This is a genomic window from Streptomyces sp. NPDC052107 (assembly GCF_040680215.1).
Taxonomy (GTDB): domain Bacteria; phylum Actinomycetota; class Actinomycetes; order Streptomycetales; family Streptomycetaceae; genus Streptomyces.
In genome coordinates, this window is sequence record NZ_JBFAWG010000135.1 from 1 (window position 1) to 13085 (window position 13085).

Annotated in this window: 10 protein-coding genes and 3 pseudogenes; 8 read left to right on the forward strand and 5 right to left on the reverse strand. The window is 69.0% G+C overall.

What is annotated here, in order from left to right; translation table 11 throughout:
* The first annotated feature begins 193 nt into the window (after positions 1-193).
* The gene (locus AB0M27_RS43890) at positions 194-865 is read left to right on the forward strand and encodes a hypothetical protein (protein WP_365731221.1); all 672 of its coding nucleotides are present in this window, start codon (positions 194-196) and stop codon (positions 863-865) included.
* Positions 866-893: 28 nt separating this feature from the next.
* Complete coding sequence (locus AB0M27_RS43895; protein ID WP_365731239.1) at positions 894-1439, forward strand: AAA family ATPase; 546 nt, start codon at positions 894-896, stop codon at positions 1437-1439.
* Positions 1440-2043: 604 nt separating this feature from the next.
* Here AB0M27_RS43895 and AB0M27_RS43900 read toward each other — a convergent pair.
* Positions 2044-2967 carry an SDR family oxidoreductase gene (locus AB0M27_RS43900; RefSeq protein ID WP_365731222.1) on the reverse strand — a complete coding sequence of 308 codons (924 nt, stop codon included), beginning with the start codon at positions 2965-2967 and terminating at the stop codon, positions 2044-2046.
* An 83-nt stretch (positions 2968-3050) separates the two neighbouring features.
* Here AB0M27_RS43900 and AB0M27_RS43905 point away from each other — a divergent pair, with 83 nt between their 5' ends.
* Entirely contained in the window at positions 3051-3617 is a 567-nt protein-coding gene (locus tag AB0M27_RS43905; protein WP_365731225.1) for a helix-turn-helix domain-containing protein, read from the forward strand.
* A 96-nt stretch (positions 3618-3713) separates the two neighbouring features.
* Here the strand turns inward: AB0M27_RS43905 and AB0M27_RS43910 are convergent, their stop codons facing one another.
* Together AB0M27_RS43910 and AB0M27_RS43915 are read right to left on the reverse strand one after the other, a co-directional pair.
* Positions 3714-4574, reverse strand: coding sequence for a glycoside hydrolase family 97 N-terminal domain-containing protein (locus tag AB0M27_RS43910; protein WP_365731227.1), 861 nt, complete (start codon positions 4572-4574; stop codon positions 3714-3716).
* Between the two features lie 25 nt (positions 4575-4599).
* Positions 4600-6936: a Tat pathway signal sequence domain protein gene (locus tag AB0M27_RS43915; RefSeq protein WP_365731229.1), complete on the reverse strand. Its 2337-nt coding sequence runs from the start codon at positions 6934-6936 to the stop codon at positions 4600-4602.
* A gap of 404 nt (positions 6937-7340) precedes the next feature.
* On the opposite strand from AB0M27_RS43915, the gene AB0M27_RS43920 reads away from it, so the two are divergent.
* Positions 7341-8999, forward strand: coding sequence for a penicillin-binding transpeptidase domain-containing protein (locus AB0M27_RS43920; RefSeq protein WP_365731231.1), 1659 nt, complete (start codon positions 7341-7343; stop codon positions 8997-8999).
* Positions 9000-9107: 108 nt separating this feature from the next.
* Here AB0M27_RS43920 and AB0M27_RS43925 read toward each other — a convergent pair.
* Positions 9108-9428, reverse strand: a pseudogene (locus tag AB0M27_RS43925) (methyltransferase); the annotation flags it as partial.
* 108 nt (positions 9429-9536) lie between these two features.
* Here AB0M27_RS43925 and AB0M27_RS43930 point away from each other — a divergent pair.
* The 3 genes and pseudogenes from AB0M27_RS43930 to AB0M27_RS43940 all read left to right on the forward strand — a co-directional run.
* Positions 9537-9929, forward strand: a complete 393-nt coding sequence (locus AB0M27_RS43930) for a redoxin domain-containing protein (RefSeq protein ID WP_365731233.1) — start codon at positions 9537-9539, stop codon at positions 9927-9929.
* A 782-nt stretch (positions 9930-10711) separates the two neighbouring features.
* Positions 10712-11866 (forward strand): glutathione-independent formaldehyde dehydrogenase, encoded by a 1155-nt coding sequence (locus AB0M27_RS43935; RefSeq protein WP_365731235.1) that lies wholly within the window; start codon positions 10712-10714, stop codon positions 11864-11866.
* A gap of 1 nt (position 11867) precedes the next feature.
* Positions 11868-12116 (forward strand): annotated as a pseudogene (locus tag AB0M27_RS43940) (integrase core domain-containing protein); the annotation flags it as partial.
* Between the two features lie 184 nt (positions 12117-12300).
* Here AB0M27_RS43940 and AB0M27_RS43945 read toward each other — a convergent pair.
* Positions 12301-12744: pseudogene (locus AB0M27_RS43945) on the reverse strand (RNA-guided endonuclease TnpB family protein); the annotation flags it as partial.
* A gap of 26 nt (positions 12745-12770) precedes the next feature.
* On the opposite strand from AB0M27_RS43945, the gene tnpA reads away from it, so the two are divergent.
* The coding region (gene tnpA / locus AB0M27_RS43950) for an IS200/IS605 family transposase (RefSeq protein WP_365731237.1) at positions 12771-13085 on the forward strand (315 nt) is incomplete at its 3' end.

Sequence of the window (13085 nt, forward strand, 5' to 3'; positions counted from 1 at the left end):
CCCACTGACGAAGCGTCATCGGGTGTATCCCGAGACGCTTCGCAGCCTTGGACATCCGCAGCAACTCCATGCACAGAACTATACGAGCACAACACTCGGGGTAGCTAATGAAGTTGTTGAGCCTTTGGCGGATGAGTTGGCCAAGCTGTCCTGACCGGGCAGGTCGGCTGCCGCTGCTTCTGGAGTGATCCACGTGGCGATACCCGTACATGCCCTCGCGCACCGCCCCCTGACCGTGGAGGGCGTTGCCGAGTTCGTCGCTCTGCCCTTCGTGCCGCACGTCCCCGACGACGTCGATGCCGTCGACGAGGAGATACGGCGTCGCGGCTGGAACTGGGAGCACGAACTGGTCTGCGACTCCTTCCGCACCGGTCACGAGCATGTGTTGTGCTGTGACGGCATCAGTCCGTTCGGGCATCCCGGCGCACGGTACTTCCTCGTCTTCGGCGAGATGTACCCCGTCGACCCGGATGACGAGTCCAGGACCAACGGCCCGTGGCTGTCCGGCTATATGGACGGCTGGCGGCAACTGCCCGGCTGGAGCACCCAAGGACCGTGCACGGACCAGGACTGCGAGGCCGTGCTCACCCAGGCGGCGCAGGCGGTGGCCGAGTGCCTGGGCGCGGCCGCTCAACGGACGATCGTGTCATCCGCCACCGTGGTCACCGGGCCCGCGCTGACGCATCGCATCTGGCGCACTCCCACCCACGCCCTCGTTCTCGGACCGTCGGCCGACAACGGCCCGTACGGCTGCCTCACCCACCTGCAACTGTCCTGCACGCCACTCACCTGCGGTCCGGACCTGCCCCCGGCGGGCGACGAGGACGGCCTGGCCGGATGGATCACCACACACGTCGACTGGTGACCCCGGCCCGGACGGTGCCGCCGGTACCCTGCGGCAGATGGGAGTCGGTACCGAACAGACCCGGCTGGTGGTGCTGCGCGGCAACAGCGCCTCGGGCAAGTCGTCCGTCGCGGCGGGCATCCGCGGCCGGTTCGGCCGTGGGCTGGCCCTGGTGTCGCAGGACAACCTCCGCCCGATCGTGCTGCGTGAACGGGACCGGCCGGGAGCGGCGAACATCGGCCTGATCGACACCGTGGCCCGCTATGCCCTGGACGCCGGCTATCACGTGGTCGTCGAGGGCATCCTGTACGCCGACCGCTACGGCGACATGCTCGCCTGGCTGCGCGCCGACCACCGGGGGCCGACCCACGGCTACTACCTCGACGTGCCCTTCGACGTGACCCTCGCGCGCCACGCGGCCAAGCCGATCGCCGGCCACGTGAGCGAGGCCGACCTGCGGGACTGGTACCGGCAGCGCGACCTGCTGCCCGGGGGAGTGGAGACGGTCATCGGCTCCGACAGCTCCCTGCCGGACACGGTCGAGCGCATCATGCGCGACACCGGGCTGGCCGGCCTTCCGGCCCGGGAGTTCTGACTGTGCCGGCGGCTCCACACCGAGTGGCGTGTCGATGCCGACGCGATTCTCGAAGGCGCTCGCCACCTGATCGCGCCGGGGCCGCCGTACGCCGAGGAGGCCGCCGAGTTCCTCGGGCTCGTCTTCATGAGAAACCACCGTGTCGGTTCCCAGCGGCGCATCGACGCCGCGCGCATCCGCGCCGCCCCGGGCGCGTCGGCCGACTGGGACCGGGCCTACGCCCTGCCGCGTCTGGCCGAGTTGAGAGGCCCCGGCCTGATGCCTCAACTCCCGTCCGAGGGGCGTGACTTCCCTGCCCATGGTTTCGCCCCAGAAGCCGAGGAGCGCTGGCTCAAAGGGTGGGGCGTACGGTCGCGGGGGCCGCCGTCGTTGTATCCACCTGGCGGCCCGCCGGGGCGGGCCGCTCGATGCGCGGCGCGCATGTCCCTGACTCGCGTACCGGAAAGGCCGGTCCGGGCCGCCCCGACCGTGTGGGAGACGAAGACCGGCATCAGGGTGTGGCGATCGGCATGTACGGCCGGGGCGCCGAGCCCGGCGATGTGCCGATGGCCCGTCTCCGGCCGTAGGGCACCCGGCGTCCCGGCCCCCGGCGACGTGGGTCCCGTCAGGTGCCGACGGCAGGGGCGTGGAAGTAGTGGCCCTTGTCGAGGTCTTCGAGGAGACCCGGGTGGGTCGGCTTCCAGCCCAGCAGTTCGCGGGTCAGCGTGCTCGACGCCGGAAGGCCGAGGCCGATGAAGCCGGCCATCCAGCCGAAGTGCCCGGCCGCCGCCTCCGGTGCCACGGAGACCACCGGCACGTCGAGGTGCCGGCCGATCACCTCGGCGACGTCACGGATCGCGACGCCCTCCTCAGCGACCCCGTGCAGCACCGATTTGGCCGGGGCCTGCTCGACCGCCAGGCGGAACAGATGCGCGGCGTCGAGGCGGTGGACGGCCGGCCAGCGGTTGGCGCCGTCGCCGATGTGGCCGGAGACGCCCTTCTCGCGGGCGATGGCGGCCAGTGTCGCCATGAATCCCTTGTCTCCCTCGCCGTGACAGGTCGGCGAGAGCCGTACCACGGAGGAGCGGATGCCGCGCGAGGCGAACGCCAGCACCTCCTGGGCGGTGGCGGCGCGGATCGAGATCGGCGAGCCGTCGAACCCGGCCATGTCCCGCTCGGTCGCCACCCGCCCGGGTGTGAGACCGGCCAGGCCGGAGGCGAGGACGAAGGGCCGGTCGCTGCCCGCGAGCGCCTCGCCGAAGACGTCGACGGCGCGCCGGTCGGCCTCGGCGGCGCCCTGGAAGTCGCCGCTGAAGGCGATGTCGTGCTTGAAGGCGAGGTGGATCACCCCGTCCGAGGCGGCGGCCGCGTCCCGCAGCAGGTCGAGGTCGTCGACGGTGCCGCGGACGACCTCCGCGCCCGCCGCGGTGAGCGCGGCGGCGGAGGCGTCGGAGCGGGCGAGCCCGACGACCTGGTGTCCCTCCTCGATGAGTTCGGGTACGACGGCGGATCCGATCCAGCCGGAGGCGCCGGTGACGAAGATGCGCATGGGAGACCCCAGACATTCGATGTCAGTGACTGTCATAGACGCTACACCTGATGTCAGCCTCTGTCATCACGTAAGATCTCGGCATGGGTAGATGGGAGCCGGACGCGCGCGGACGCCTGGCGAAAGCCGCACTGGAGCTCTATGCCGAGTACGGGTACGAGCAGACCACCGTCGCGGAGATCGCCAAGCGGGCCGGGCTCACGGAGCGGACCTTCTTCCGGCACTACGCCGACAAGCGCGAGGTACTCTTCGCCGGTGCCGGTGAGCTGGAGGATCTGTTCGTCCGGGCGGTCGCCGGCGCTCCGCAGACCGCTGTCCCGCTCGACGCCCTGACGGTCGGGCTGGACGCCGTCGCCGAGATGTTCGCCGACCGACGCGAGTTCGCGCGCCGGCGACAGGCCGTGATCACGGCGAACGCGGAACTCCAGGAGCGCGAGCTGATCAAACTCGCCTCGATGGCGGCCGCGCTCGCCACCACCCTGCGAGGCCGCGGCGTCGCGGAGCCGACCGCGAGCCTGGCCGCCGAGGCGGGCGTCGCCGTCTTCAAGGTCGCCTTCGAACGCTGGATCGCACCGGGCGAGGAACGCGCCATGCAGCAGCTGATCCGGGAGTCACTGACCGAACTGAAGGCTGTGACCTCGGGCATTTAGGCGACCCACGGCAGCCGGCGCTGCTCCGTCCCGGTCGTGTGTGCCGCCGAACTGCCCTGTCGGCGCACGGCAGTTCGGCCGTTGGGGCGGGTGGGTTCAGCGGTAGCAGGTGGTGATGCCCGGATGCCAGGGACAGGCGATGCCGGCGAATCCGCCGTTCGCGGTGATGTCGACACCGAACGCGTCGCCACCGCTCACTACCCGCCGGTCCTGGACGAGCCCGTCCGCGCCGTCCCGGATCGTCTCGACCAGCCAGCGCCCAGGCCCGATCCACAGTGGCACCTCGGCCGTGCGGGCGGCGCCCGCGTACACCCCTCCCAGGAACCAGCGGTCGCCGCTGCGCCGGGCGAGGACCGCCTCCTGCCCCAGGCGGCCGGCGAGCACCCGGGTGTCGTCCCGGGCCGCCGGAACCTGTTCGAGGAAGCCGCGGGCGAGCGGCCGGGCGCTCGCGTCCGGCGGCAGGCTGAACGCGGAGGTCTCGCCGAGGACGTCGCCGTACCCGGCGGGCAGGACGTACCGGTAGGCGACGCCGTCGGCGGAGGCGCGGACCGCGAGGTCGAGGCGGGCGCCGGCGACGGAGGCGAAGGACAGCCGGGTCTCGCGCATATGGACCCTGCGGTCGAGTCGCTTTCCGGACTTCGCCCGGTAACGCTCCCGGATCGTACGGTCCTTGCGCCGCACGAAGTGCAACCCCTGCGACCGGTCGGCCTGTTCGGTCACGACACCGAGGGACGACGGCTCGACGACCGTACGGCCCTCGCGGGGCACCGACAGGGTCAGCGTGCCGGTGGTGTCGTCCAGGGATATCCGGGCACGGGGCGCGTGCGCCGCTTCGGACACGGCCCAGACGTGCTCGTGCTGCTCGGCCCGGGCGGGCACGGTCGTCAGGAGCGTGGCCGCGAGTCCGGCGCACAGCGCGGCGGCCACGGTTCTTGCTCTGGTCAGTGCGACAGCCATGAGGGCCCTCCCTTCTGGACGGTGGTTAGGGCAGGCCCCACGCCGCGCCCGGCTCGCTGACGGCGACGGGGGCGATGACGAGGTCGGGCCGGGAACCGGCGTACACGAGAACCTCGCGGCCCTTGGCCAGGTCGATGGCGAGGGTGCCGTTGCCCAGGTCCCGGGTGTGGGCCGGGGTGCCGTCGTCCAGCACCGCGGTGAGGGTCCCGCTCAGACCGTGCCGGAGCTTGAGCGGCTCGCCCGCCAGGCTCCTGACCCGGATGAACCGGGTGGCCCCGGCCTTGCGCAGGGCACTGACCAGGAAGGCGCCCTGGGTACGGAAGTTGTGCAGGGTCACGTCCTTCCAGGCGGACGGTACGGCCGGGAACACCCGGACCACGCCGCCCCAGCTCTGGCAGAACATGTCGTGCAGGGACTGCGAGGCGGACAGCGGCGTCTCGATCACCGGACCGGCCTCGGTGTAGTGCGTGTTGGCGCGGCAAGGGTAGCGGGTGCCGGGGTCGAAGAACTTCCTCAGGTAGCCGATCGCGGTGTCACCGTCCCCGGTCATCGCGTAGATCGAGGCCGCGCCGGTGTAGCTGTAGCCGCGGTGGGCTCCGGTCAGCGCGTGCCAGTGCACCACCGACTTGGTGATCAGGTCGCGGTTCTCGGGCTGGTCCCAGTTGACGAGGTGGAGCGGGTACACCATCAGCAGGTGCGAGTAGTGCCGGTGGGACTGGGCGTACGGGGTGTCGGCGCCGATCATGAAGCCGTTGTCGTCGATCGGATACGGCGTGAGCCGGGCCAGCACCTCCTGCCAGCGCGGCCTCAACTCGTCGTTGATTCCGAGCAGTTGAGCCGACTCGAGAAGCGTCTGACAGCCCCAGCGGATCAGGGCCAGGTCGTAGTTGGTGTCCTGCGGCGGGACCACGGGATATTCCGGTGAGAGCGTGCTCGGCAGGTGGAGCCTGCTGTCGCTGCCCGGGGTGAGGAAGTGCAGGTAGTAGTTGATCGCGCGCCGCAGCACGGGGTAGATCGTGTCGCGCAGCAGGGACTTGTCCATGGAATGCCGGTACGACAGCCACACGTTGTGCAGCGCCCAGGTGAGGTCGCCGGTCTCGGCACCGGTGCCCGGTTGTCCCACCTCGCGGTTGGCGAACATGTCCGAGCTGCGGCCGATGCCGGAGCTGTCCGAACGGTAGGCGGCGGGCACGTTGGCGACGAGCTGTTCCTGGTTCTGGCGCAGCGTGGTGGCGAGCGAGTCGAGTTCGGGGTGGTTGAAGCCCTGGATGAGCCAGTACTCCAGCTGGACGTTGAGGTTCCACCAGACCGCGGGCCAGGGCGTGGGCTCAAGCCACGGCCCGGAGGTGGCCATCACGGGGCCGCCCGCGCGGCTGGCGGAGGCGACCTTGTAGAGCTGGATCCAGTGGAAGCTCTGCAGTCGCTGGTCGGGGAACGACACGAAGCTCTGCCGGTAGAACACGTGCCACCAGGCGGTGTGCCGATGCCGCAGGACGTCGTACGACGGCGCGCGCCGGAGGTTGCGCAGCGAGTCGGCCTCGGCGGCGGTACCGGAGGGGAAGCTGTGTCCGACGCTGAGCAGGAGGTCGTCGCCGGAGCGGCGGTAGGAGGTCGCGGTCTGGCCGCCTCCGGTCAGGGGCTGGAGCACCTGGGCGGTGCCGTCGTCGGTGGTCCGCGTGGTCCAGGGCGGGTTGCCGGTATAGCCGGCCGGCGGGGCCTCCTGGATCTTGCGGGGGCTGATGGCCTCCTCGGGGTGGAACGTCCAGGTGGCCTGCTCGCCGCCGGCGGCCGTCACACGGGCGGCGAAGACCTCGTCGTGGATGAGGGCGGAGAGGGTGAGGGTGCCGGCGGTGGTGGTGACGGTGCCGCTGAGTTCGGCGTTCCACAGGCTCAGCCGCCAGTCGACGGCGGTGATGGTGCCGACCGGATCGAGCGTGAGATGTCCGACCGGCAGCCGGCAGGTGCCCCACCCACTGCCGAACTCGGGCCGGTGGTCCTGCACACGACCGTGCTGCACGGTGAAACGGATCCGGTTGGCGCCCGGTTCCTGGCAGACCATGCTGCCGAGCAGCCCGTCCCCGAGGAACGGGCCCTCGTACCAGAGCGTCGGCAGCCTGGTCCACAACAGGTCCTGGCCGCGCAGGAACTGTTCCCACGCGCTGTCGGAGGTCATGGTGTCGCGCAGTCTCCAGGGCCGGCCGACGCCTTCGCCCTCCGATCCGTCGCCACCGGACGCCCCGGGCCCGTCGGACTGCGCCGCCCGGGTCGTCCCGGGCAGCGCCGCCACCGCCGCTCCGCCCAGCGCGGTACCGAGTACGGATCTGCGGGGAACCGGCGAGCGTTTCTCCGGCTGCGAGGTCATCGTCGCCCTCCAAACCTGACAGCTCATTGAAACATCGGGTGTATCTGGGAACGTAGGGATGGCTCGGGCGTGTGTCAATGAGTTCGCCAGCCGTTACGGCTCAACTCATCCGATGTATTGGTGCGTTGCGGCCAGGTCGCCTGCTCGGGCAGCGGCCTGGGTCCGGTGGCGTCCGCGCGTCGGCGGTCGGCCGGCGGACCCGCCGCAAGGGCGCACGGCATGCTGGATGCGGGGAACGACCGCGCGCCGTTGGCGGATCCGTCCGCCGCGGCCTGCGGTCCGGGACGACCATGGGGTGTTGCCGGAACCCAGCCTGACGTTCCGATAACGATCTACCGACGATCCGCACACTCTTTCATGGAACTCCGCACGCACTTTCATGGAACATACATACGATCCTGCACATGAACAGAGCTGTGAAGATCGGCCTGGCCGGTACCTGCACCGCGCTGCTCGCTCTTGGGGGAATCGGTACGTACAACATCCTGCACAGCCTGACCTCGGGCTCGTCGGGTGACGCAGGCTCCCAGGACGCGCGCGCTTTCGACCCGTCGGCGCTGTCGAGCACGCCCCCGTCGGACGCCGAGGCGGTGAAGCAGGCCCGCGCGTTCCTGGACAGTTGGTCCCGGCACCACCTGGACGGCGCGGCAAGCGACACCGACGTACCGGGTACGGCCTCGCAGGCGCTGCGGGACTACGCCGACGGCCTGCACCTGACGAAGCTGTCGTTCGGTCACATCGCGTCGGTGGGCCCCTCGTCTGTGACGCCGGGTGCCACCAAGGTCACCTTCGACGTGACCGCTCAGGTCGCGGGCGGCACCTGGAACTACCCGAGCGCGGTGGCCGTGCTGAAGAGCGCCAACGGCCGGTCGGCGGTCCACTGGAACAACTCGGTGCTCTATCCGGGCCTCACCGACGGCCAGTCGCTGACCGCGGGCAAGCTGCCGGCCGGCGCGGGCGGCACGAAGGTCGTGGCGAGCGACGGCAAGACCGACCTGTCCGGCTTCGCATCCCTGCGGGACATCGCGGCCACGATCGGCAAGAACGCGAAGCCCACGGGCGGCAGCCCCGGAACGGGCGTGGCCGTCGTCGATGCCGGTGGCGCGGGCGTGCAGACGCTGAAGGTCTTCGACAAGGGCCGCCCGGCGGTTGTCAGAACGACCATCGACGCCGGCCTCCAGGCGGTGGCCGAACGCGCCGTGAAGGATGCCCACCTCCAGCAGAAGCCCGCCGGTACCGTGGCACTGGACTGGCACAACGGCCACATCCTGGCGATCGCGCACTCGGGCGACGACGGCGACATCGCCATCAACGGCATCAAGTCCCCCGGCTCCACCATGAAGATCATCACCTCGGCGGCCCTCTTCGACAAGGCAGGTCTCACGCCGAGCAGCCCGGCGCCGTGCACGGACTCGCTGATGGCCAACAGTCAGTTGTTCCACAACGACTCCGGCGTGCGGGCCAACCCCGGCTCCTCGCTCGCCCAGGCGTTCACTGTGTCGTGCAACACGTCCTTCATCAAGGACGGTTTCCACTACCTCGTGCACGACTCGGACGCCTCCGCCCTGAACGACGAGGCGGTGAACGTCTTCGGCATGGGGAGCTGGTCCATCGGCGGCGGGGTCGCCACCACCGACCCGAGCATCCCGCCGGACGTCCAGGGCGGTGACCAGGCGGCCCAGTTCATCGGCCAGGGCAAGGTCACCGCCACGCCCCTGTTCATGGCCTCCGTGGCGGCCACCGTCCGGGGCGCCGGCTTCCAGCAGCCGATCATCCTGCCGGGACAGCACCAGGAGACGGCGTCCCGGCCCATCTCCGCCCGCACGGCCGGCTATCTGCAGTCGATGATGCGCAGCGTGGCCACCAGCGGTACGGCGGCACCGCGCCTGGGCGGACTGGTGGGTGTCGGCGCCAAGACCGGCACCGCGGAGGAAGCCGACCACACCAACGGCTGGCTGACCGCCTACAACTCCCGTATCTCGGTCGCGGCGCTCGTCGAAGGCGGCAGCTCGGGTGTGGACTCGGCGGGTTATGTCGTACGTCGGCTGCTGACCGGCAGCTGAACGTCTGCCCCCGGCAGGATGGTCAGCCGTCCTGCCGGGAGCCGTGTGCTCGGCGGCAACTGGCCTGCCGTCGCCGGCGGGCGGTCGCTCGCCCCGCCGGTCACTCGCTCACTCGGTGACCAGGGCGAGGGTGAAGCCGTCGTACCCCTTCGAGCCGACCGTCTGGAGGGTGGTGGCGGTCAACCGCGGGTGCTCGGCGATGAGTTCGGTGAAGTGGCGCACGCCCTGGACGCGCGGGTCGTCGCTGGCCGCGTCGGTGACCGCGCCGTCGCGCACCACGTTGTCGCCGACGATGACGCTCCCGGGCCGGGTGAGCTCCAGGGACCACCCCAGGTACTCAGGGTTGGAGGGCTTGTCGGCGTCGATGAAGACCAGGTCGAACGGGCCGGCTTCCTCGGCCGCGAGCAGCGGCAGCGTGTCCTGGGCCTTGCATGCCCGTCGATCTCGGGCTGCCGGGCACCGACGGCCGTTCGCACGACCCCGTGGCCGCCCCCCGCCCGACGGTGCTGTTCGCCTACCCCGCGGCCGGCATCCCCGGTGTCCCGGCCGACCTTGCCGGGCGGCCGATCCCCCGGCAGCGCGGGCTGCACCCTGGAAAACCGTCAATTCCGCGCGGCCTGGCCGCAGTTCGAGGCCGCAGGCATCGCCGTCCACGGTGTGAGCACCCAGACGCCCGAGGAACAGGCCGCCTTCGCGCGGGCCGAAGACCTGCCCTTCCCGCTGCTGTCCGACGCCCAGCTCCAGCTCACCGCGGGCCTGCGCCTGCCGACCTTCCAGGCCGGACAGCACCTGCGCATCAAGCGGCTCATCCTCGTCATCGGGCCCGACCGGACCGTACGGCACACACTGTTCCCGATCACGGACATCCCCGCGGCAGTGGCCCAGGCGTGCACCCTCGCCGTCGCCGCGATCGCGGATGCGCCCGCATGAGTGAGCACCTGTGAGTGGCTCTCTGTATGGGAAGATCAGGCATATGACGGTGAGGCGCGTTGGCCTTGGACGCTCGAACCGTCGACCAGCCGCTCAGTGCTGTCAATCCACCACGTTGCGGCCAGATCGGTCCCTGAGTGTGCGCCGTTGTGCGTGGCTGTTGATGTCAGGATGGCACCCCGTTGCCGCTGGTCAAGTGGGGAGATGGGGCGCGGGGCGTCTTCTTGGGATGTGTCACGCCACCTGATGAAGATCAGGATGATCACAAGATCGCGAAGTGGGTCACCGTTCATCCTCGACTGTGCCTACGCCAGCCTGGATCAGTCGCCAGTACTCCGTCTCCAGCTCAAGCCGACGTTTGCGTCCCCGTCTTGCCATCAACACGCCTCTCATGATCAAGGGTGTTGCGACAAGCACTAGAACTCACGCGCCCCATCAGCGGTCAGATTTCACGCGTCGCCGAGACTCTCCCCGGTTTCCGGTTGACATGCGGTTCACCGGTGGGAGGGTGGAGGTAGTAGCACACCTTGTGAGACGCATGTCTCTCGCCGCGGGCGTGGCCCTCGGAAGCAGCCGCTCGGCCGTATGGGCTTCTACCTGTAATGCTGAGCGTACGCGCTGTTCACCTCTGGTTGAGTCCGTACTTTGCGTCAGTCCGCAACGCCTCAGCGTGCACCGATCCATCTATTGGTAATGCGCTCTCTGTGCCAGAGACAGGTAACCAAGAATGTCTCACATGTGCGTTACATGAGTTGCGCATGCAGGAAGGTGGCGGGAATTCCATGAAGGCTCTGGTATATGAGGGCCCGCGCACGGTGAGCGTCCAGGATGTCCCGGACGCGAGGATCGAGCGGCCGACCGACGTGCTGGTGAAGATCACCTCGACGAACATCTGCGGTTCGGACCTGCACATGTATGAGGGCCGCACCGACATGGAGGCGGGGCGTGTCCTGGGGCACGAGAACATGGGTGAAGTCGTCGCGGTCGGGGACGGCGTGGACCGAGTGCGGGTGGGGGACCTGGTCTGCTTGCCGTTCAACATCAGTTGCGGGTTTTGCCGCAACTGCGACAAGGGCCTGACGGCGTTCTGTCTGACCACCCCGGTTGATCCCAAGATGGCCGGCGCCGCGTACGGCTTCGCGGGGATGGGCCCCTACAGCGGCGGTCAGGCGGAGTTCCTGCGTGTTCCGTACGGTGACTCCAACTGCCTGGTGCTTCCGGAGGAGGCCTGGGAGAAGCAGACCGACTACGTGATGCTGTCCGACATCTTCCCAACCGGCTGGCACTGCACCGAACTTGCGGGCGTGCAGCCCGGCGAGACTGTCGCCATCTACGGAGCCGGCCCGGTCGGCCTGATGGCCGCATTGTCGGCGACCCTGAAGAGCGCCGCCAAGGTGATGGTTGTCGACCGTCACCCAGACCGGCTGCGACTGGCCGAGGAGATCGGCGCCATTCCCATCGACGACTCCAAGGCCTCACCGGTAGACCAGATCAACGAGCAGACCAATGGTCTTGGTGCGGACCGCGGCTGTGAGTGCGTCGGCTACCAGGCGCACGACCCGCAGGGCCATGAGCATCCGAACCTGACGTTGAACAATCTGGTGGAATCGGTGAAGTTCACGGGTTCCATTGGCGTGGTCGGCGTCTTTATCCCCAAGGACCCGGGCAGTCCCGACCCGCTGTACAGGGAAGACGGCGAAATCGCCTTCGATTACGGGCTGTTCTGGCTCAAGGGCCAGTCGGTCGGCAACGGGCAGGCCAACGTCAAGGCGTACAACCGGGAACTGTGCAACCTCGTCCAGCAGGGCAAGGCCAAACCATCCTGGATCGTCTCGCACGAGCTGCCCCTCGACCAGGCGCCGCAAGGCTACGAGCACTTCGACAACCGCGACGACGGCTGGACCAAGGTCGTCCTCCACCCCGGCGGCGCGGCCTGACCCCTACACTCCCCGGACGAACGGGAAGGCCGAACGCTATAACGGCACGCTCGCCCGCGAGTGGGCATACGTGCGCGACTACACCTCCGAGCGCGAACGCCGCACCGCACTCGCTGACTTCCTGAACTACTACAACCACGAGCGGCCGTTCGCCCTGGGCGGGAAGCCGCCGATCAGCCGGACGTCTGGCAGCGACTACCGCGTCACCTTCGATCAGCCGCCAGAAGCGCTCGACACCTTCCCTCAGTAGCTGACCATCGAGGACTTCGTGGAACCAACGTCCTGAGACACCACAGCTAGTAGCCTGCTGCGCCAGTGGGATCATGACGCATCCACATCTGCCCACCACCGAGGCCGCCGTCACCGCGATACGTGAAATCGCGCAAGGGTACGGCCTCGCGATGACCGTGACCGACGACATCGGCGCGGACCACTTTGGTCCAGCGGAAGCGGACGCGGCCGATCTTCGGCAGGTTGACCATGCCCCAGCGACGGTGGACGCGGACGATGTTCAGGTCACGGCCCTGCGGGATGTCCACGGACATCACCGTGCAAAACCGGGCCTTGAAGTTCGGCTCGTCCGTCCGGCCTACCCAGCAGTTCACCCAGGCGCGGGAGTATGTCTTCAGCACCGCCTGGGATGCTTGCGCGGGCAGCTCGGCAAGGAAGTCGAGGTCTTTACGGGCTTCCCTTATCGCCGCGTCGGCGGCGGCGAGGGTCCGCTTGTTCTTCGGCATCATCTGCCACCAGGCGTGCAAACAGTTCCACATCGTGTGGGCCGCGTGCGCCTGGTCGTCAATGACCCGGACGTCGCCAGGGCTGAGTGCCAGTCGGGCACGGTGCCCGAACTGCCGCTTCACCAGGCCGAGTTCAGTCATATGGATCACTATCTTGCACTTGGTTGATGTCGCCACGCTGGAATCCGAATCCCGATGTCAGAACCGGACGTCACGTCGTCTACAACCTTCACGTCCACTTGGTGTTTGTCACCAAGTACCGGCGGAAGGCGTTCAGCGATGAGATGCTGACGCGCTGCGAAGAGATCATGCGGGAGGTCTGCGCGGACTTCGGGGCCGACCTGAAGCAGTTCAACGGCGAGCACGATCACGTACACCTGCTCGTGCACTACCCGCCGAAGGTTCAGCTCTCCAAGCTGGTCAACTCCCTCAAGGGAGTCTCCGCCCGCCTGCTTCGCAAGGAGTACGACGCGCACGTCCGC

Excerpts from the sequence above, each read along its gene's own strand:
- AB0M27_RS43900 (WP_365731222.1), bottom strand. The coding sequence starts at position 2,967 with ATGCGCATCTTCGTCACCGGCGCCTCCGGCTGGATCGGATCCGCCGTC.
- AB0M27_RS43905 (WP_365731225.1), top strand. The coding sequence starts at position 3,051 with ATGGGTAGATGGGAGCCGGACGCGCGCGGACGCCTGGCGAAAGCCGCA.
- AB0M27_RS43910 (WP_365731227.1), bottom strand. The coding sequence starts at position 4,574 with ATGGCTGTCGCACTGACCAGAGCAAGAACCGTGGCCGCCGCGCTGTGC.
- AB0M27_RS43915 (WP_365731229.1), bottom strand. The coding sequence starts at position 6,936 with ATGACCTCGCAGCCGGAGAAACGCTCGCCGGTTCCCCGCAGATCCGTA.
- AB0M27_RS43920 (WP_365731231.1), top strand. The coding sequence starts at position 7,341 with ATGAACAGAGCTGTGAAGATCGGCCTGGCCGGTACCTGCACCGCGCTG.
- AB0M27_RS43935 (WP_365731235.1), top strand. The coding sequence starts at position 10,712 with ATGAAGGCTCTGGTATATGAGGGCCCGCGCACGGTGAGCGTCCAGGAT.